General features: G+C 55.8%; 17 protein-coding genes and 1 other RNA gene. 14 read left to right on the top strand and 4 right to left on the bottom strand.

Translation table 11 applies throughout. The features are described 5' to 3' along the window. Window positions 1-50: 50 nt before the first annotated feature. The 5 genes from pgk to QSK07_RS08305 all read left to right on the top strand — a co-directional run bounded on the left by pgk (window position 51) and on the right by QSK07_RS08305 (window position 5,092). Window positions 51-1,214 (top strand): phosphoglycerate kinase, encoded by a 1,164-nt coding sequence (pgk, locus tag QSK07_RS08325; RefSeq protein WP_098052437.1) that lies wholly within the window; start codon window positions 51-53, stop codon window positions 1,212-1,214. A 105-nt stretch (window positions 1,215-1,319) separates the two neighbouring features. After that, the gene (gene fbaA, locus QSK07_RS08320) at window positions 1,320-2,399 is read left to right on the top strand and encodes a class II fructose-bisphosphate aldolase (RefSeq protein ID WP_098052438.1); all 1,080 of its coding nucleotides are present in this window, start codon (window positions 1,320-1,322) and stop codon (window positions 2,397-2,399) included. Window positions 2,400-2,589: 190 nt separating this feature from the next. Further along, a complete protein-coding gene (mscS, locus tag QSK07_RS08315) occupies window positions 2,590-3,477 on the top strand; it encodes a small-conductance mechanosensitive channel MscS (RefSeq protein ID WP_098052439.1) in 888 nt (295 codons plus the stop codon). 124 nt (window positions 3,478-3,601) lie between these two features. Next, window positions 3,602-4,225: an arginine exporter ArgO gene (gene argO, locus QSK07_RS08310; protein WP_285721335.1), complete on the top strand. Its 624-nt coding sequence runs from the start codon at window positions 3,602-3,604 to the stop codon at window positions 4,223-4,225. Between the two features lie 144 nt (window positions 4,226-4,369). Then, window positions 4,370-5,092, top strand: a complete 723-nt coding sequence (locus QSK07_RS08305; RefSeq protein WP_150014177.1) for an oxidative stress defense protein — start codon at window positions 4,370-4,372, stop codon at window positions 5,090-5,092. A gap of 219 nt (window positions 5,093-5,311) precedes the next feature. Here QSK07_RS08305 and QSK07_RS08300 read toward each other — a convergent pair whose 3' ends face one another. Further along, window positions 5,312-6,217, bottom strand: a complete 906-nt coding sequence (locus QSK07_RS08300) for a LysR family transcriptional regulator ArgP (protein WP_010248822.1) — start codon at window positions 6,215-6,217, stop codon at window positions 5,312-5,314. Window positions 6,218-6,399: 182 nt separating this feature from the next. On the opposite strand from QSK07_RS08300, the gene rpiA reads away from it, so the two are divergent. After that, entirely contained in the window at window positions 6,400-7,059 is a 660-nt protein-coding gene (gene rpiA, locus QSK07_RS08295; RefSeq protein WP_285721334.1) for a ribose-5-phosphate isomerase RpiA, read from the top strand. Between the two features lie 279 nt (window positions 7,060-7,338). Next, complete coding sequence (gene serA, locus QSK07_RS08290) at window positions 7,339-8,577, top strand: phosphoglycerate dehydrogenase (protein ID WP_285721333.1); 1,239 nt, start codon at window positions 7,339-7,341, stop codon at window positions 8,575-8,577. A gap of 428 nt (window positions 8,578-9,005) precedes the next feature. Here the strand turns inward: serA and QSK07_RS08285 are convergent, their stop codons facing one another. From QSK07_RS08285 to zapA, 3 genes are all read right to left on the bottom strand, one after another. Next, a complete protein-coding gene (locus QSK07_RS08285) occupies window positions 9,006-9,599 on the bottom strand; it encodes a 5-formyltetrahydrofolate cyclo-ligase (RefSeq protein ID WP_098053133.1) in 594 nt (197 codons plus the stop codon). Between the two features lie 92 nt (window positions 9,600-9,691). Beyond that, window positions 9,692-9,875, bottom strand: a non-coding RNA gene (gene ssrS / locus QSK07_RS08280) — 6S RNA. Window positions 9,876-9,915: 40 nt separating this feature from the next. Then, on the bottom strand, window positions 9,916-10,245 hold the full coding sequence (gene zapA / locus QSK07_RS08275) for a cell division protein ZapA (protein ID WP_008925677.1): 330 nt from the start codon (window positions 10,243-10,245) through the stop codon (window positions 9,916-9,918). Between the two features lie 170 nt (window positions 10,246-10,415). On the opposite strand from zapA, the gene QSK07_RS08270 reads away from it, so the two are divergent. The 7 genes from QSK07_RS08270 to gcvP all read left to right on the top strand — a co-directional run bounded on the left by QSK07_RS08270 (window position 10,416) and on the right by gcvP (window position 19,648). Then, window positions 10,416-10,994 (top strand): YecA/YgfB family protein, encoded by a 579-nt coding sequence (locus tag QSK07_RS08270; RefSeq protein WP_098052444.1) that lies wholly within the window; start codon window positions 10,416-10,418, stop codon window positions 10,992-10,994. A gap of 46 nt (window positions 10,995-11,040) precedes the next feature. Then, the gene (gene pepP / locus QSK07_RS08265) at window positions 11,041-12,363 is read left to right on the top strand and encodes a Xaa-Pro aminopeptidase (RefSeq protein ID WP_285721332.1); all 1,323 of its coding nucleotides are present in this window, start codon (window positions 11,041-11,043) and stop codon (window positions 12,361-12,363) included. Next, window positions 12,360-13,538, top strand: coding sequence for a 2-octaprenyl-6-methoxyphenyl hydroxylase (gene ubiH / locus QSK07_RS08260; RefSeq protein ID WP_285721331.1), 1,179 nt, complete (start codon window positions 12,360-12,362; stop codon window positions 13,536-13,538). Before pepP ends, ubiH begins: the two co-directional genes overlap by 4 nt. Window positions 13,539-13,551: 13 nt before the next feature. Then, window positions 13,552-14,754 (top strand): FAD-dependent 2-octaprenylphenol hydroxylase, encoded by a 1,203-nt coding sequence (gene ubiI, locus QSK07_RS08255; RefSeq protein ID WP_098052447.1) that lies wholly within the window; start codon window positions 13,552-13,554, stop codon window positions 14,752-14,754. A 432-nt stretch (window positions 14,755-15,186) separates the two neighbouring features. Further along, window positions 15,187-16,284 (top strand): glycine cleavage system aminomethyltransferase GcvT, encoded by a 1,098-nt coding sequence (gene gcvT, locus QSK07_RS08250; protein WP_285721330.1) that lies wholly within the window; start codon window positions 15,187-15,189, stop codon window positions 16,282-16,284. 23 nt (window positions 16,285-16,307) lie between these two features. Beyond that, complete coding sequence (gene gcvH, locus QSK07_RS08245) at window positions 16,308-16,694, top strand: glycine cleavage system protein GcvH (protein WP_285721329.1); 387 nt, start codon at window positions 16,308-16,310, stop codon at window positions 16,692-16,694. A gap of 80 nt (window positions 16,695-16,774) precedes the next feature. Beyond that, window positions 16,775-19,648 carry an aminomethyl-transferring glycine dehydrogenase gene (gcvP, locus tag QSK07_RS08240; protein ID WP_285721328.1) on the top strand — a complete coding sequence of 958 codons (2,874 nt, stop codon included), beginning with the start codon at window positions 16,775-16,777 and terminating at the stop codon, window positions 19,646-19,648. Window positions 19,649-19,708 lie beyond the last annotated feature (60 nt).

The raw sequence follows: 19,708 nt of genomic DNA, 5'->3' as shown, positions 1-19,708 counted from the left end.
ACGCGGTTTGCGTCTGGCAAAACTTATGAGAATCAACGAGAGGGTTCACCATGTCTGTAATTAAGATGACCGATCTGGATCTGGCTGGCAAACGCGTTCTGATCCGTGCCGATCTGAACGTACCAGTTAAAGAAGGTAAAGTGACGTCTGATGCACGTATCCGTGCTTCTCTGCCAACCATTGAAGCGGCGTTGAAACAGGGCGCGAAAGTAATGGTTACCTCCCACCTGGGTCGTCCGACCGAAGGTGAGTACAACGAAGAGTTCTCGCTGCTGCCTGTAGTTAACTACCTGAAAGAGAAGCTGAGTGGCACCAATGTGACCCTGGCAAAAGATTACCTCGATGGCGTTGAAGTCGGCGCTGGCGAACTGGTGGTACTGGAAAACGTTCGCTTCAACAAAGGCGAAAAGAAAGACGACGAAGCGCTGTCTAAAAAATATGCCGCGCTGTGCGACGTTTTCGTGATGGACGCCTTTGGTACTGCGCACCGTGCGCAGGCATCAACCCACGGCGTCGGCAAATTTGCGTCTGTCGCCTGTGCTGGCCCGCTGCTCTCAGCGGAACTGGAAGCGCTGGGCAAAGTCATGAGCAACCCTGAGCGTCCGCTGGTGGCTGTCGTTGGCGGTTCTAAAGTCTCTACCAAATTTGACGTGCTGCAGTCTCTGGTCAAAATCGCGGACACCGTGATTGTGGGCGGCGGCATCGCGAACACCTTCGTGGCTATCGACAACAAAGTCGGTAAATCACTTTATGAGCCAGACTTCGTTGAAGCGGCCAAAGGCCTGCGCGATCAGCACGGTATCCCGGTTCCGACTGACTCACGCGTCGGCACAGAATTCTCTGAAACTGCGCCAGCCACCGTGAAAAAGGTTTCGGAAGTGGCGGATAACGAAGAGATTATGGACTTTGGTGACGAAACCGCACAGGCGATGGCGGCCATCCTGAAGGATGCTAAAACCATCCTGTGGAACGGCCCGGTGGGCGTGTTTGAGTTCCCTAACTTCCGTAAAGGCACCGAGATCGTGGCGAACGCCATTGCAGACAGCGATGCCTTCTCTGTTGCTGGCGGTGGCGATACCTTAGCGGCTATCGACCTGTTCGGCATTGAAGACAAAATTTCCTACATCTCTACCGGCGGCGGCGCGTTCCTTGAATTCGTTGAAGGCAAAAAACTGCCTGCAGTTGCTATGCTGGAAGAGCGTGCGAAGCAGTAATCCTTTGGGGGCGATGCCTGGCGGCATCGCCTGAAGTCTTGCCCGTCTGGGCGTTTAAATCGAGGTTCCCGAACGGGAACAACGGTCACGAAACAGGACACAATCATGTCTAAAATTTTTGATTTCGTAAAACCCGGCGTTGTCACTGGTGATGACGTACAGAAGATCTTCAAAGTTGCGAAAGAGAACAAATTCGCACTGCCAGCCGTAAACTGCGTCGGCACCGACTCCATCAATGCTGCACTGGAAGCCGCTGCGAAAGTTAAAGCGCCAATCATCATCCAGTTCTCTAACGGCGGTGCTGCATTTATCGCAGGTAAAGGCTTCAAGACTGATAAGCCACAGGGCGCGGCCATTTTCGGCGCTATTGCGGGTGCACACCATGTTCACCTGATGGCTGAGCAGTATGGCGTGCCGGTTATCCTGCACACTGACCACTGTGCCAAGAAATTGCTGCCATGGATTGACGGTCTGCTGGACGCAGGTGAAGAGTATTTCCAGAAAAACGGTAAACCACTGTTCTCTTCTCACATGATCGACCTGTCAGAAGAGTCCCTGGAAGAGAACATCGAGATCAGCAGCAAATACCTGGCGCGCATGGCGAAACTCGACATGACGCTGGAAATCGAACTGGGCTGCACCGGTGGTGAAGAAGATGGCGTGGATAACAGCCACATGGACGCTTCTGCACTCTACACTCAGCCGGAAGATGTGAACTACGCGTACGAAAAACTGCATGCTATCAGCCCGCGTTTCACCATAGCGGCTTCATTCGGTAACGTACACGGCGTCTACAAGCCAGGTAACGTGAAACTGACCCCAACCATTCTGCGCGATTCGCAGAAATTTGTATGTGAAAAACATGGCCTGCCGCACAACGCGCTGGACTTCGTTTTCCACGGCGGTTCAGGTTCTTCTGCTGCAGAAATCGAAGAGTCTATCAGCTACGGCGTGATCAAGATGAACATCGATACCGACACCCAGTGGGCAACCTGGGACGGCATCCTGCAGTACTACAAAAAGAACGAAGGCTATCTGCAGTCGCAGCTGGGTAACCCGGAAGGCGACGACAAGCCAAACAAAAAATACTACGACCCACGCGTCTGGCTGCGTTCTGCCCAGGCCTCTATGGTCGTGCGTCTGGAGCAGGCTTTCAAAGAGCTTAACGCTGTCGACGTACTGTAACTGACACTCAGTTATCGTACAAAAAAGGCCCGAAAGGGCCTTTTTTTATACATCATTTTGGAAAATCGGGGTTTAACGCCTGGCAATTTGGCGCTTCAGTTGATAATTGATTACCCTTGGTAGCAGGGTGTCGGATTACATCTGGCAGTTTTTTCATTCCCCGATGGGAATCTAACAACAGGGCTAATAAATGGAAGAGTTACACGTCGTCGACGGCATCAATAACGCAGGCAACTGGCTTATACGCAATCAGGCGCTGATCCTGAGCTATGCCGTCAATATCGTTGCTGCCATCGCCATCATTATTGTCGGGATGATTATCGCCCGTATTATCTCCAACGCGGTCAATCGTCTACTGCTTGCCCGTCATATTGACGCTACGGTAGCAGATTTCCTCTCTGCTCTGGTGCGCTATGGCGTTATCGCGTTTACCATTATCGCAGCCCTGGGACGCATTGGAGTACAGACTGCCTCGGTGATTGCTGTACTGGGTGCTGCTGGTCTGGCAGTTGGTCTGGCCTTACAGGGATCGCTCTCAAATCTGGCCGCAGGCGTCCTGCTGGTCACCTTCCGTCCGTTCCGTACGGGTGAGTTTGTTGATCTGGGCGGTGTGATGGGAACCGTACTGCATGTGCAGATTTTCTCCACCACGCTCCGGACCGGGGATGGCAAAATTGTGGTGGTGCCAAACGGTAAAATCATCAGCGGTAACATCGTTAACTTCTCGCGTGAGCCGGTTCGCCGCAATGAATTTATCATTGGCGTCGCTTATGAAGCGGATGTGGATGAAGTCATTGCCTTACTGCAGCAGGTTGTTGAAGCCGACAGCCGTGTATTAAAAGATAAGGGTATCCAGATCGGTCTTAACGAACTGGCTGCTTCCTCCATGAACTTTGTGGTGCGTTGCTGGAGCAACAGCGGCGACCTGCAGGACGTTTACTGGGATCTGCTTAAGAACTTCAAACGTGCGCTGGATGGCAAAGGAATCGGTATTCCTTATCCGCAGATGGATGTGCATTTACATCGCGTCACACAGTCGGACGCAACCACGCCAGAAACTCAGCCGCAGGCGCAGTAATCGCTCAATGGGCGGCGCCCGTCGCCCATTAATTTTGCTAATAGCAGATTAATTATTTCCATTTCCGCTAATCATTGCCTCTCTTTATACTTCTTCGCATCTGACGATATGAGGACGTAATTCTGTGATATCTCTCTACTTTCAGGGGTTTGCCCTCGGTGCCGCGCTGATTCTGCCGCTGGGGCCGCAAAACGCATTTGTGATGAATCAGGGTGTTAAACGTCAGTACCATCTGATGACGGCGGCACTCTGCTCGCTGAGCGATATTCTGCTGATCTGCGGCGGCATCTTTGGCGGCAGCGCCTTGCTAAGCCAGTCTCCACTGCTGCTGATGGTCATCACCTGGGCGGGCGTGGCTTTTCTGCTGTGGTATGGCTGGGGTGCGTTGCGCAGTGCTTTTCGCGGTGAGGCTGATCTGACGGATGGTGCGCCGTTAAAGCAGAGCAGGGGACGCATCATTGCGACGCTGCTGGCGGTAACCTGGCTCAATCCGCACGTCTACCTCGACACCTTTGTGGTGCTGGGCAGTCTTGGCGGTCAGTTGCCGACCACCACGGCGCGTCAGTGGTTCGCGCTGGGCACCATCAGTGCGTCGATCCTCTGGTTCTTCGGGCTGGCCCTGCTGGCCGCGTGGCTCTCACCGCGCCTGCGTACCGCGAAAGCCCAGCGCATTATTAACCTGCTGGTGGGCGCGGTGATGTGGTTTATCGCCCTGCAACTGGCGCGCCAGGGTATTGCCGATTTTTGATCCCGGCCCGGATCCGTGGCGGTAATTACCGCACCGCAGGCGAACTTTTGCCATAATGGCCACTCAAAGCATGGCGCATACCGATGCGCTGTTGGGCTTCGCCGGTTGGAAGCCGTCATAGTGACCTTTTCAAGGAGGACTTTCATGAAACTGAAAGCATTGGCTCTGGCCGCAATCATGAGCGCCGGGGCATTGCCTGGCGTATACGCTGATGAGTTACCGAACGGACCGCACGTGGTGACCTCAGGCAAGGCAACGGTCGATGCCCGTCCCGATATCGCGACGCTCTCAATTGTGGTGAACGTGTCGTCGAAAGATGCTGCAGATGCGAAAAAGCAGGCGGATAGCCGGGTTGCGCAATATTTCGATTTTCTGCAGAAAAACGGCATTGAGAAGAAAGATATTGATGCAGCTAACCTGAGCACACAGCCTGAGTACGATTACACCAAAGAGGGTAAATCGGTACTGAAAGGCTATCGCGCGGTGCGTCAGGTGCAGGTCACCCTGCGTCAGCTGGACAAGCTGAACGATCTGCTGGACGGGGCGCTGAAGTCCGGTCTGAATGAAGTACGCAGCGTTGAGTTAGGCGTAGCAAACCCGGAAAGCTACAAAGAGCAGGCGCGTAAAGCTGCGATTAAAAATGCGACTCAGCAGGCATCACAGCTGGCTGAAGGTTTCAACGCGAAGCTGGGATCCATCTACAGCATTCGTTATCAGGTTGCCAACTATCAGCCGATGCCAATGAACCGCATGTATAAAGCGGCAGCCGCGGCAGATACGTCGGCGCAGGAAACCTACGATCAGCAGAGCATCAACTTTGACGATCAGGTAGATGTGGTGTTTGAGCTTAAGCCCAACACACCATAATGCAAAACGGGGCTGATGCCCCGTTTGAGATTGTTGACAAAACCGGGTCCGGTTCGCTGTGAGACGATGTCTCCACAGGAAACAGGGTCAGATCGGAAAGTCGCTAAGGCCATCCCTGGCCGCTCGGCCCTGTTCCCTTCGCGTTTAACTTTTCCGTTGTTGTAAGACTCCCACCCGATTTGTCAGCAACAAAAACGGGGCTTTCCCCCGTGTCTGTTTTCAGGCTGCCACGTCATCCTGCCGCAGCACCCGATGTCCATGCGCAATCAGCGCATCGGTCACCCGACGCATTAAGCGGCTCTCCGGCGCAAACCGATGCCAGTAGAGCATCCGGCGCTGACACAGTCCCGGCGTCAAATCGATTAACTCACCGCTTGCCAGCTCACGCTCAATCTGAAGATGCGGGATCATACAGCAGGTTGAACCCTGCCGCGCCATCTGCACAAAGGCTTCAGAGGAGTTCACGATGTGGCAGGGCACGCTGCCGGGTGAGAGATCAAAGTTCTGCTGCAGGAAGGCCTGATGCATATCATCAAGATGGTCAAAGGCCACCGCAGGCGCTTTCAGCAGGGCAGAGCGGGTGACGCCGTTAGGGAAGAAGCGATCGGCAAAGTCGCGTGACGCGACAAACAGATAGTCGAGTGCACCGAGCTGATCGACCAGACAACTCGGTAGCGGTTGCGGCTGAATACTCACTGCACCCACCACTTCACCCCGACGCAGACGCTCCTGAGTGCGGGTTTCATCTTCGACCTGCAGATTCAGACGGACAGGCGAATCCGCCAGCACATCTTTCAGCGCAGGCAGCAGCCAGGTCGCCAGACTGTCGGCATTGACCGCCAGCGAAAGCAGTAGCGGCGTGGTGCCACTGTTCTCATCGCCCAGCCACTCCTCTTCCAGCAGCTCCACCTGATGCAGTAACGCCAGCAGTTTTTGCCCCTGTTCAGTCGGACGCGGCGGCACGGTGCGCACCAGCAGCGGCTGACCAAACAGGTTCTCCAGCTGCTTGATACGCTGTGAAACTGCCGACTGGGTGATACACAACTTTTGTGCGGCACGCTCAAAGCCGCGTTCGCGGATCACTGAATCCAGCGCCTGAAGCGTTCGATAATCCGGGCGTTTCATTCTTCTTCTCTCTCCTTCAGGGTGGACGTCACTATGCCAGAAAAGTGTCACCTGTGATGGCTCTCTTGTTTTTTGTGGGCTGGCTTCCAAAGCGATAAATCCACGTCGGACAGCCGAGCATTTTCAGCAAGCCTTGTTTTATACTACGCGCACTTCGTTGTCGCACAGGTTTTAAACATACCATGACCCAGGATGAACTGAAAAAAGCCGTTGGCTGGGCTGCACTTGACTACGTGCAGCCGGGCACCGTTGTTGGTGTAGGCACCGGATCCACCGCGGCCCACTTTATTGATGCGCTTGCTACGGTCAGGCATCAGATCGAGGGTGCCGTCTCCAGCTCTGATGCCTCTACCCGGAAGCTGAAAAGTCTGGGTATTCAGGTGTTCGATCTGAACGAAATTGACCGGCTGTCGGTTTATGTTGATGGCGCAGATGAGATCAACCCTCAGATGCAGATGATCAAAGGCGGCGGTGCAGCGCTGACGCGTGAAAAGATCGTGGCCGCGGTGGCAGAGACCTTTATCTGCATCGCTGACGCCTCAAAAGAGGTCGATGTTCTGGGGCGTTTTCCATTGCCAGTGGAAGTGATTCCGATGGCGCGCAGTTACGTGGCGCGTCAGCTGGTGAAAATGGGCGGCTTACCTGAATATCGTCAGAACGTAGTGACCGATAACGGCAACATTATTCTCGATGTGCATAATCTGCGCATTCTCGATCCGATTGAGCTCGAAAAAACCATCAATGCCTTGCCTGGCGTCGTTACCGTTGGCCTGTTTGCCTCGCGCGGTGCCGATATCGCATTGATTGGCGGTCCTGGTGGCGTGAAAACCATCAAAAAATGATCTGTCTGGCGCTGTAAAGGCGCCGGTTATTTCTGCCTGCAAATCATCTTTTCTCGCGCCGGTGAAATTTGGTGACTTATGTCACATAACCGTCATCGACAGTAGGTTCGTTCTCTCTTCATCGCTGACCTCATGATTTTGTCCGGCAATGTGCTGCTGTCAGCCGTTGCCGTGCTGGCTGCCGGGCAATCGTTTGTGTTGCCGGACGCGATTTTTTTGATATTTTGACAGAAGGCTGGCTTATGGTAGTCCTCATTGAATGCTGAATAGGATCGGGAAATGGCAAAGGTATCACTGGAAAAAGATAAGATTAAGTTCCTGCTGGTGGAAGGTGTCCATCAGAGCGCGCTGGAGAATCTGCGGGCTGCAGGCTACACCAACATCGAATTCCACAAGGGCGCACTGGACTCCGACGCGTTAAAAGCATCGATCCGCGATGCGCACTTCATTGGTATCCGTTCCCGCTCCCAGCTCACTGAAGAGATTTTTGCGGCGGCTGAAAAGCTGGTCGCCGTTGGCTGTTTCTGTATCGGCACCAACCAGGTTGATTTGCAGGCGGCTGCGAGCCGGGGTATTCCGGTGTTCAACGCGCCGTTCTCGAATACCCGCTCGGTGGCAGAGCTGGTCATTGGTGAGATGCTGCTGATGCTGCGTGGCATCCCCGAGGCGAATGCGAAAGCACACCGTGGCATCTGGAATAAGATTGCCAAAGGCTCATTTGAAGCGCGTGGTAAAAAGCTGGGTATTATCGGTTACGGCCACATCGGGATGCAGCTGGGCGTGCTGGCAGAAAGCCTGGGCATGCATGTTTTCTTCTACGATATTGAAAACAAGCTGCCGCTGGGTAATGCCACCCAGGTACGCCATCTGGCCGATCTGCTCAACATGAGCGACGTTGTCAGCCTGCACGTGCCGGAAACCGCCTCTACACAGGATATGATCGGTGCAGAGCAGCTGGCGCAGATGAAACCCGGTGCGCTGCTGATTAACGCCTCACGCGGCACCGTCGTGGACATTCCGGCGCTGTGTGATGCCCTGGCCAGAAAGCATGTGGGTGGCGCAGCCATCGATGTCTTCCCGACAGAGCCTGCCACTAACAGCGAGCCATTTATCTCTCCACTGAGTGAGTTCGACAACGTGATCCTGACGCCACACATTGGCGGATCGACGGAAGAAGCGCAGGAGAACATCGGGATTGAAGTGGCGGGTAAGCTGGCAAAATATTCCGATAACGGTTCGACTCTCTCGGCTGTTAACTTCCCGGAAGTGTCACTGCCGATTCACGGTATCAGCGCCAGTCGTCTGCTGCACATCCATGAAAACCGTCCCGGCGTGCTGACGGCCATCAACCAGATTTTCGCAGAGCAGGGCATCAACATCGCCGCGCAGTATCTGCAAACCTCGCCGTTTATGGGATATGTAGTTATCGACATCGATGCAGAGCCGGAAGTGGCAGAGAACGCGCTGCAGCTAATGAAAGCGATTCCGGGCACTATCCGCGCGCGTCTGCTTTACTAAGCGATACAAACCTGAAGAGGCGTTTAGTCGCGTCTCTTCAGGTAGTTAAGACAGTCTGTCCCGACTTGCTGTAAGACCGAGACTGCGAAGAGAACACGGTCAGATCGGAAAGAGGCAAAAGCTGCCATCCATGGCATGCCCGGCCCGCGCGATTACGCACCTCATTCCTGAGGTGTACCCGTTGCCGGGCCAACACTTCACGTTGTTCAAAAACGCTCCCGGCGTTTTTAGTACGCACCTCATCCCTGAGGTGCGCCCTTAAAAGGGCCAACGCGTTGCGTTGTTCAAAAACGCTCCCGGCGTTTTTGTCCCTTGCGCGGGACGCTTTCCTCTTCTGACCCTGTTCCCTGCGCGTTGAGCTATTTGATTGCTGCCAGATGTGCCCAGATATGGATTTAAGCCGTCTGAAATACCGTAACAGTACTTTTCTACTCCCACTGCCAGAGCTTTGACGGCGTCATCACCGCTGGCAAAGGCACATCCCATTCTGCAACCGGCAGGCTATCGACCTGCTGACAATCATGTGCCAGACCGACGGGCAAAAAACCGTGCTGCCGCCAGTTCTGTAGCGTGCGGTCATAGAAGCCGCCGCCCATCCCCAGCCGTTGCCCATGCTGATCAAAGGCCACCAGCGGCACCAGCATCAGATCCAATTGATCAAGTGTGATCAATTGCCGGATATCGAGCGGCGGTTCAGGAATGCGCAGTTTATTCGGGAGCAATGGGGTATCGGGCGAGTAACGCAGAAACAGTAAATTACCGGGAGAGAAAGGGTGTAAAACCGGCAGATAGACGGCTTTCTTCAGATGCCAGAGTCGGGCAATCAGCGGACGGGTATTCAGCTCACCATCAACCGATAAAAACAGGGCAATATTGCGTGCGGCTGAGAGCGGGGCGTAGTTAAGGGCGAGTTCAGCGAACTGTTCGGCCGCCTGGGCCTGCTGCTCATCCGTCATGGCACGACGCAGATGACGCACCTGCTGACGAATTTCCTGACGCTGTAACATTGAAGGTGATGACATGGAAGGTTCAGACATGATTTCCCCACCAGATAAGCCGCTGTGCAGCGACTATAACATGTCGGTCTGGGGAAAAAAGCAGGACTACAGAAAGGAAGATCTCCGAGATGCCGCCGTAGGCTGTAACCCTTGAACCCTTGGTTCAAGGTGAACATGCCGTCATAACCATCAGGCTTCTCGGACGAACCGAGCATGCACACAGGTTACAGAGCGTCACATTCTGTTTTTTCGAAATATCGGCTCAGGGGACTGGCCCACATGCAAACATCTCAGAGAAAATTTACCTCACCGTTGCTGTAACGATAGCAACCATGAAGTTTTATTCGAACTTCGCACCCTCACGCTCAGAGATGCGACCTTGCTCAACCAATGCCTGTTCTATCGTCTGCTGCAACATACGAATACGTTGTTCCATATTAGCAGCATAATCGCGCGTTTTCACTTTCTCTTGCGCCAGCTCGTGGCAGACGTTTAACGCGGCGATGAACACCAGTTGTTCTGTATTTGTGACTCTAGTGCGAACTTTTAGATCTTGCAACCGTTGATTGAGATCTTCAGCCGCGCTATTGAGCGCATCTTGCTGCTCTGGCGGACAATTCACTCTCAACGAACGACCAAAAATTTGTAAATCTACCGGTTGTGCAGACATGCCACCTTCCTGACTGATTACTTCGCTCGCAACTCCCTTAGCAGTCAATGGCTTGGGAGGCGGGCAACTATATAGACCCACGAAATAAGATACAACCCCTTTTCTGGAAACCTTGAGGCAGCTAGTGGTAGCATAACACGAACTTATTCTGCCAACGACGATGAAAACTTATGTCCTTACAGAACGCAACCCCCGATTACAACGCGCTCGCGGCAGTGCTCTCCCAGCAGGGCGTTGGCATGACGCCCGCGGAAATGCATGGCCTGCTGAGCGGGATCCTCTGTGGCGGTAACCAGGACGCCAGCTGGAAGACGCTGGTACACGATCTGGCCAACGAAGGCATGGCGTTTTCACACACTCTTGCCGTGCCGCTGGCGGCGCTGCACGAGCACACGGCCACCACGCTGGAAGATGACGGCTTCCTGTTTCAGCTGATGCTGCCTGCTGACGATGACATCACTGTCTTTGACCGCGCAGATGCACTGGCAGGCTGGGTTAACCATTTTCTGCTCGGTCTGGGCGTAACACAGCCTAAACTGGATAAGGTCACCGGCGAAACCGGTGAAGCAATCGACGATTTGCGCACCATCGCCCAGCTTGGTTACGAAGAAGATGAAGACCAGGAAGAGCTGGAGCAGTCTCTGGAAGAGGTGATCGAGTATGTGCGTGTCGCCGCACTGCTGTGCCACGATACGTTTACCCGTCCCCAGCCCACCGCGCCAGAAGTGCAAAAACCGACGCTACACTAATTTCAGGTCAACGCGTTTAACCGGTCATTTTACAGGGAGTGCAGAGATGATTTCACTGGAACGATATCTGCAGCGTCGTCAGGCGCTGCTGGCAAAGATGGTGCCTGGCAGCGCAGCGCTGATTTTTGCTGCGCCTGAAGTAACACGCAGTAATGACACGGAATACCCGTTTCGTCAGAGCAGCGACTTCAGCTATTTCACCGGCTTTAACGAGCCGCAGGCACTGCTGGTACTGATTAAAAGCGATGAAAATCATAATCACAGCGTGCTGTTTAACCGGGTGCGTGACCCGGCAGCAGAAGTCTGGTCTGGCCGTCGGCTGGGCCAGGAGGCGGCTCCCGAAAAACTGGGTGTCGATCGTGCCTTACCCTGGAGTGATATCGGTGAACAACTCCACCTGCTGCTGAATGGTCTTGACGTCATTTACCATGCGCAGGGCGAATATGCCCATGCGGATACGCTGGTGTTCAGCGCGCTGGACAAGCTGCGTCGCGGTTTCCGTCAGAATCTCAGTGCACCCGCTACCGTCATTGACTGGCGACCGTGGGTGCATGAAATGCGCCTCTTCAAAGATGCGGAGGAGATTGCGCTGTTACGTCGCGCCGGGGAAATCAGTGCACTGGCACATACCCGTGCCATGCAAACCTGTCAGCCCGGCATGTTTGAGTACCAGCTTGAAGGGGAGATTCATCATGAATTTACCCGCCACGGCGCGCGTTATCCCTCCTACAACACCATCGTGGGTGCCGGTGAGAACGGCTGCATTCTGCACTACACCGAAAACGAAAGTGAAATGCGCGACGGCGATCTGGTGCTGATTGATGCAGGCTGTGAATTCTACGGCTATGCGGGCGATATTACCCGTACCTTCCCGGTTAACGGCAAATTCAGCCCGGCGCAGCGCGCCATTTATGACATCGTGCTGGCTTCGCTGAACCGATCGCTTGAGCTGTTCCGGCCCGGCATCAGCATTCGTGAAGTGAATGATGAAGTGGTGCGCATCATGATTACCGGTCTGGTTGAACTGGGCGTTCTTGAAGGCGACATTGATACCCTGCTTGCCGAAGAGGCGCATCGTCGGTTCTTTATGCACGGCCTGAGCCACTGGCTGGGGCTGGATGTGCACGATGTTGGTCACTATGGGACCCCCAGCCGCGACCGGATTCTGGAGCCGGGCATGGTGTTAACCATTGAGCCGGGCCTTTATATCGCCCCGGATGCAGACGTTCCCGCGCAGTATCGCGGCATCGGCATCCGAATCGAAGATGACATAGTGATCACGGAAGAGGGTATCGAAAATCTCACCGATAGCGTTGTAAAAGAGGCCGATGAGATTGAAGCACTGATGGCGGCGGCAAAACAGGCATGACGATTCTGATTGCCGGAGGCGGTATGACCGGGGCGACGCTGGCGCTGGCGATCTCCCATCTTACCCAGGGCACCCTGCCGGTGACGCTGATTGAAAGCCGCGAGCCTGGCAGTCGTGCGCATCCCGGTTTCGATGGCCGCGCGATTGCGCTCTCTGCCGGCACCTGCCAGCAGCTGGCGGACATCAATCTGTGGCAGCGCATCGCCAGCAGTGCCACCCCGATTACCGACATCCATGTTTCCGACCGCGGACACGCTGGCTTTGTGTCGCTGGCAGCGGCTGATTACGCGATTCCGGCCCTGGGACAGGTGGTCGAACTGTTTGACGTCGGTCAGCGGCTGTTTGCTGAACTGAAAAAAGCGCCAGGCGTGACGCTGCGCTGTCCGGCGCGCGTCACGCATGCCCAACGCAGCGAGCAGCAGGTGAAGGTGACGCTGGACAGTGGCGAGCAACTCAGCGGCAAACTGCTGGTGGCGGCGGATGGCACGCGCTCTGCGCTGGCCGCCTCGTGCGGTATTCAGTGGCAGCGGGACGACTATCAACAGCTCGCCGTGATTGCTAATGTCACGACTGCGTTGCCTCATCAGGGCCGCGCGTTCGAGCGTTTCACCGAACATGGCCCGCTGGCGTTGCTGCCGATGTCCGGCAACCGTCTGTCACTGGTCTGGTGTCATCCGCTGTCGGATCGTCAAAAGATTCATGCGTGGAGCGAGGCTGAATTCCTGAGCCACTTGCAGCGTGCCTTTGGCTGGCGCCTGGGCAAATTCACCCACACCGGTCAGCGTGAATATTACCCGCTGGCGCTGCACCGGGCGATCTCGCCCGTCACCCACCGCGTGGCGGTAGTGGGCAATGCGGCGCAGACGCTGCATCCGATTGCCGGTCAGGGCTTCAATCTGGGTCTGCGGGATGTGATGTCGCTGGCCGAAACCCTGGCCGCTGCCCATCGCCAGCAGCAGGACCCCGGCAGCTATGCGGTGCTGAACCATTACCAGCAGCGTCGTCAGCCCGATCGCGCTGCGACCATGGGCATTACCGACGGGCTGGTTCGCGTCTTTGCGAATCGCTATGGCCCGATGGTGGCCGGTCGCAACCTGGGTCTGCTGGCGATGGATCATTTGCCATGGCTACGAAATCAACTGGCTGAGCGTACGCTTGGCTGGGTTAAGCGTTAATAAAGAGGCTCAGATGCAAACTTTTGATGTGGTGATTGCCGGTGGCGGTATGGTGGGACTCGCGGTGGCCTGCGGCTTGCAGGGCAGCGGACTGCGCATCGCCGTCCTGGAAAAATCGCCGGAGCCACCGCTGGCGCTGAGTGCGTCTCCGTCCATTCGCGTGTCGGCGATCAACGCCGCCAGTGAACGGCTGCTGCAGAAGCTGGATGTCTGGTCCACCATTCTCTCGCTGCGCTGCAGCGCGTATCACGGCATGGAAGTGTGGGATAAGGACAGTTTCGGTGCCATCGCCTTTGATGATGAGCAGCAGGGCCTGTCGCATCTGGGCCATATCATTGAAAACCCGGTGATTCATAACGCGCTCTGGCAACGCGCCAGCGCCTGTAGTGACGTAACGCTGATGGCACCCTCGCAGTTACAGCAGGTGGCATTTGGCGACAATGAAGCCTTTATCACCCTGCAGGATGGCAGCATGTTAAGTGCGCGATTAATGATTGCCGCTGACGGAGCTAACTCCTGGCTGCGCAATAAAGCCGACATTCCGCTGACTTTCTGGGATTACGATCACCATGCGTTAGTGGCTAACGTCCGCACTGAGAAGCCGCATGACGCGGTGGCGCGCCAGGCGTTCCACGGCGACGGCATTCTGGCTTTCCTGCCGATGCAGGATCCGCATCTGAGCTCCATCGTCTGGTCGCTCTCGCCGCAGGAAGCGAGTCGTCTGGAAACCATGCCAGACGCGCTGTTCAATCAGCAGCTGTCGGTGGCGTTTGATATGCGCCTCGGCCTGTGCCAGCTCGAGAGCGAGCGTAAGTCGTTCCCGCTGGTGGCGCGCTATGCCCGCAACTTCGCGGCACACCGTCTGGCGCTGGTGGGCGATGCGGCCCACACGATTCATCCACTGGCGGGTCAGGGCGTTAACCTTGGATTTATGGATGCCGCCGAATTGATTGGTGAAATTCGCCGTCTGCATCAGCAGGGCAAAGATATTGGTCAGCACCTTTATCTGCGTCGCTACGAGCGCAGCCGTAAGCACAGTGCTGCCATGATGCTGGCGGGAATGCAGGGCTTCCGTGAAATGTTCGCGGGTAACAATCCGGCGAAGAAACTGCTGCGCGACGTCGGCCTCAAGCTGGCTGACCGCCTGCCAGGGGTAAAACCGATGATGCTGAAGCAGGCGATGGGCCTGAATGATCTGCCCGCCTGGCTACGCTAAATCCACGCCTTCTGATAAGCCAGCATCTGCTGGCTTTTTTTATGTCTGAACCCCAATGCACCACCAAAAGGCAACGCTGCACCAGCAAGGGTCTTCGTTTGATTTATTCTAATTTTGCGACCGAATTCGCATTACTTTTTCTCATTCATCTCCTGGCAGGGTGCGGTATTTTTTTAACATCCTGAATGCCATACCGCATAAATTTGCTGCGTATATTTAAAATACCTGCATTTATTGCGCGATTAATCACAAAATTGCAGTTTTTTATCCTGTAGTCAGTTGTTCCTGGTTAGGCTGTGCATCTGCTTTCGACCCCGGTTTTCTTATGGTTAATCGTCAGATTCGGTGGTAACGTCAGCCGTAAGAGAACGTTTGCGTCGGCACTGAATTCCGGCGCACTTTTGCACTCAACCGCTTCTGCACAGGATGGTTATGACTCAGCAAACACCTCTGTTTGAACAGCATCAGGCCTGCGGTGCCCGCATGGTGGATTTTCATGGCTGGATGATGCCGCTGCACTATGGCTCCCAGATGGATGAACATCATGTGGTGCGCAGCGACGCCGGTATGTTTGATGTCTCTCACATGACCATTGTTGACCTGACAGGTCCGCGTACCCGCGAATTCCTGCGTTACCTGCTGGCAAATGATGTGGCAAAACTGACGCAGCCGGGTAAAGCGCTCTATACCGGCATGCTGAATGCCTCAGGTGGCGTCATTGATGATTTGATTGTTTACTTTATGAGCGAAACGTTCTTCAGGCTGGTGGTGAACTCCGCCACCCGTGAAAAGGACCTCGCCTGGATTTCCCAACACGCAGAGGGCTATGGCATTACGCTCACCGAACGTGATGACCTGGCACTGATTGCCGTGCAGGGGCCGCAGGCGCAGCAGAAAGCACAGACGCTGTTCAGCGAGGAGCAGCGTCAGGCTATTGCTGGCATGAAGCCGTTTTTCGGTGTGCAGTCAGGTGACCTGTTTATCGCTACGACCGGTTATACCGGCGAAGCGGGCTATGAGATTGCGATGCCCGCAGGCGAGGCGGCTGGTTTCTGGCAGCGTCTGCTGGCCGCTGGTGTAAAACCGGCTGGCCTTGGCGCACGCGATACGCTGCGTCTGGAGGCGGGTATGAATCTTTATGGTCAGGAGATGGATGAAGGCGTGTCACCGCTGGCTGCCAACATGGGCTGGACCGTCTGCCTGGAACCCGCTGATCGCGATTTCATCGGCCGGGAAGCGCTGGAACTGCAGCGTGAACGCGGCACCGAAAAACTGGTGGGGCTGATCCTCACAGAAAAGGGGGTGCTGCGTAACGGCCAGCCGGTGCGTTTCACCGATGACCAGGGGCAGTTGCAGGAAGGCATCATTACCAGTGGTTCTTTCTCACCGACGCTGGGTTACAGCATCGCCCTGGCGCGTGTTCCGGCCTCTGTCGGCAGCACTGCCATCGTTGAGATCCGTAACCGTCAGATGCCGGTTCAGGTTACCCGTCCCGTTTTTGTCCGCGCCGGTAAACCGGTCGCCCAGTAAATTTTATTCAGGAGAAATGGCCAATGAGCAATGTGCCGAATACGTTGAAGTACCGCGACAGTCACGAATGGGTGCGCAAAGAAGCCGATGGCAGCTACACGGTGGGGATTACGGAACATGCGCAGGAGTTACTGGGCGACATGGTATTTGTCGATCTGCCTGAAGTGGGCGCGACGTTTGCCGCCGGTGAAGAGTGCGCGGTCGCAGAATCTGTTAAAGCGGCTTCAGATATCTATGCGCCGATCAGCGGTGAGATTGTGGCGATCAACGAAGCACTGACTGACTCACCGGAACAGGTCAACAGCGAGCCTTATGACGGCGGCTGGTTATTCAAAATCAAAGCCAGCGACGTGTCTGAAATCGACACGCTGCTGGATGCGGATGCTTATAAAGCATCCATTGACGAGTAGTCGTCAGGCGGCCTCGTACAGAGGCCGCAGATTTTTGTTTGCTCTCCTGTTCCCCCAGCCCGATTCAGGATTTACTGCTAATGACTCAGACTCTCAGCCAGCTTGAACACAACGGTGCATTCATCGAGCGCCATATTGGTCCTTCACCTGAGCAGCAGGCGCAGATGCTTGACGCGATTGGTGCCCGTTCGCTGGACGCGTTAATCAGCACGATTGTGCCGGCAGACATTCAGCTGCCAGGCCCGCCCGCGGTGGGCGAAGCCGCTACGGAACAGCAGGCGCTGGCCGAACTGAAAGCCATTGCCAGCCAGAATCTGCGGTACAAATCCTGGATCGGCATGGGATACAGCGCGGTCATCACCCCGCCGGTCATCCTGCGTAACATGCTGGAGAACCCGGGCTGGTACACCGCCTATACGCCTTATCAGCCTGAAGTTTCACAAGGCCGTCTGGAAGCGCTGCTGAACTTCCAGCAGCTGACGCTGGATCTCACCGGCATGGATATCGCGTCCGCCTCGCTGCTGGATGAAGCCACTGCCGCCGCCGAAGCGATGGCGATGGCAAAACGCGTCAGTAAGCTCAAAAGCGCCAATAAATTCTTCATTGCCGAGGACATTCATCCGCAGACGCTGGATGTGGTCCGTACCCGTGCGGAGACGTTCGGCTTTGAACTGATCATTGATAGCGCCGACAGGGCATCCGATCACGACGATCTTTTTGGCGTACTGCTGCAACAGGTAGGTACTACCGGCGACGCGCACGATTACAGCGCGCTGATTGCCGGGCTGAAAGCACGCAAAGTCGTGGTCAGCATGGCGGCGGACTTTATGTCGCTGGTGTTACTGGAAGCGCCAGGTAAGCAGGGCGCAGACATTGTCTTTGGTTCCGCTCAGCGCTTCGGCGTGCCAATGGGTTACGGCGGCCCGCATGCCGCCTTCTTCGCCAGCCGCGATGAGCATAAACGTTCCATGCCAGGCCGTATCATCGGTGTGTCACGCGATGCCGCGGGCAATACGGCGCTGCGTATGGCGATGCAGACCCGTGAACAACATATCCGCCGTGAAAAGGCCAACTCCAACATCTGTACGTCGCAGGTGCTGCTGGCCAACATCGCCGGTCTCTATGCGGTGTTCCACGGCCCGGCTGGTCTGAAACGCATTGCCTCACGCATTCACCGCTTCACGAATATTCTGGCAGCCGGACTGCAGCAGGGCGGCCTGAAGCTGCGCCATCAGCACTGGTTCGATACGCTGACGGTGGACGTGGCGGATAAAGCCGCCATGCTGAATCGCGCTCTGAGCTTTGGCGTTAACCTGCGCAGCGACATTCATAATGCCGTCGGCATCACGCTGGATGAAACCACCTGCCGCGACGATATTCTGGCGCTGTTCGCTATTCTGCTGGGTGATGAGCACGGCCAGGATGTGGAAAAGCTCGACAGCGAAGTCGCCAGCGAAAGCCACGCGATTCCGGCTGGCCTGCAACGTCACAGCGAGATCCTGACCCATCCGGTGTTCAACCGTCATCACAGCGAAACCGAGATGATGCGTTACATGCACAGCCTGGAGAAAAAGGATCTGGCGCTGAATCAGGCGATGATCCCGCTTGGTTCCTGCACCATGAAGCTCAACGCTGCTGCCGAAATGATCCCGATCACCTGGCCGGAATTTGCTGAGCTGCATCCGTTCTGCCCGGCGGAACAGGCGACCGGCTATCTGCAGATGATCGGCCAGCTTTCACAGTGGCTGGTGCAGCTCACCGGCTATGATGCACTCTGTATGCAGCCGAACTCCGGCGCGCAGGGTGAATATGCGGGGCTGCTGGCGATCCGTCGCTATCACGAAAGCCGTGGCGAGGGCGATCGTCATCTCTGCCTGATCCCGAGCTCGGCGCACGGTACGAACCCGGCATCCGCCCAGATGGCGGGCATGGACGTGGTGGTGGTGGCCTGCGATAAACAGGGCAACATCGACCTCGGCGATTTGCGCGAAAAAGCAGCGCAGGCGGGCGATAAGCTCTCCTGCATCATGGTGACGTATCCGTCCACCCACGGTGTTTACGAAGAGACCATCCGTGCGGTGTGCCAGATTGTGCATCAGTACGGCGGCCAGGTTTATCTGGACGGCGCGAACATGAATGCACAGGTCGGCATCACGACGCCGGGCTATATCGGCGCAGATGTTTCGCACCTGAACCTGCACAAAACCTTCTGCATTCCGCACGGCGGCGGGGGGCCGGGTATGGGACCGATTGGCGTGAAAGCGCACTTAGCGCCGTTTGTTCCAGGGCACAGCGTGGTGCAGATTGACGGTGTGCTGACGCAGCAGGGCGCGGTCTCAGCAGCGCCGTTTGGCAGTGCCTCCATTCTGCCGATCAGCTGGATGTACATTCGCATGATGGGCGCGGAAGGGCTGAAGCAGGCCAGTTCGGTCGCCATTCTGAATGCTAACTACATCGCCAGCCGCCTGCAGTCCGCCTATCCGGTGCTCTACACCGGCCGTGACGGGCGCGTGGCACACGAATGTATTCTCGACATCCGTCCACTGAAAGAGCAGACCGGTATCAGTGAGCTGGATATCGCTAAGCGCCTGATCGATTATGGATTCCACGCGCCGACCATGTCTTTCCCTGTTGCAGGCACGCTGATGGTGGAGCCGACCGAGTCTGAGAGCAAAATCGAACTGGATCGCTTTATCGACGCGATGCTGGCGATCCGCATGGAGATTGACCGGGTTACGGCAGGGGAATGGCCGCTGGACGACAACCCACTGGTGAATGCGCCACATACCCAGCTGGAAATCGTCAGCGAGTGGTCACATCCTTACAGCCGCGAACTGGCAGTCTTCCCGGCGGGCAGCCACAACAAATACTGGCCGACGGTGAAACGTCTGGATGATGTATTTGGCGACCGTAATCTGTTCTGCTCCTGCGTGCCGATGAGCGACTATCAGTAAGCGCCCTGGAGGCAGACATTAATGTTAAAGGGCCGCTCGTCGGCCCTTTTTACTGGAGAA

Source organism: Pantoea sp. QMID4 (assembly GCF_030270445.1).
Classification (GTDB): Bacteria; Pseudomonadota; Gammaproteobacteria; order Enterobacterales; family Enterobacteriaceae; genus Pantoea; species Pantoea vagans.
Note: the sequence above shows the minus strand (reverse complement) of the source record. Positions and strands in the feature narration are given on the sequence as shown.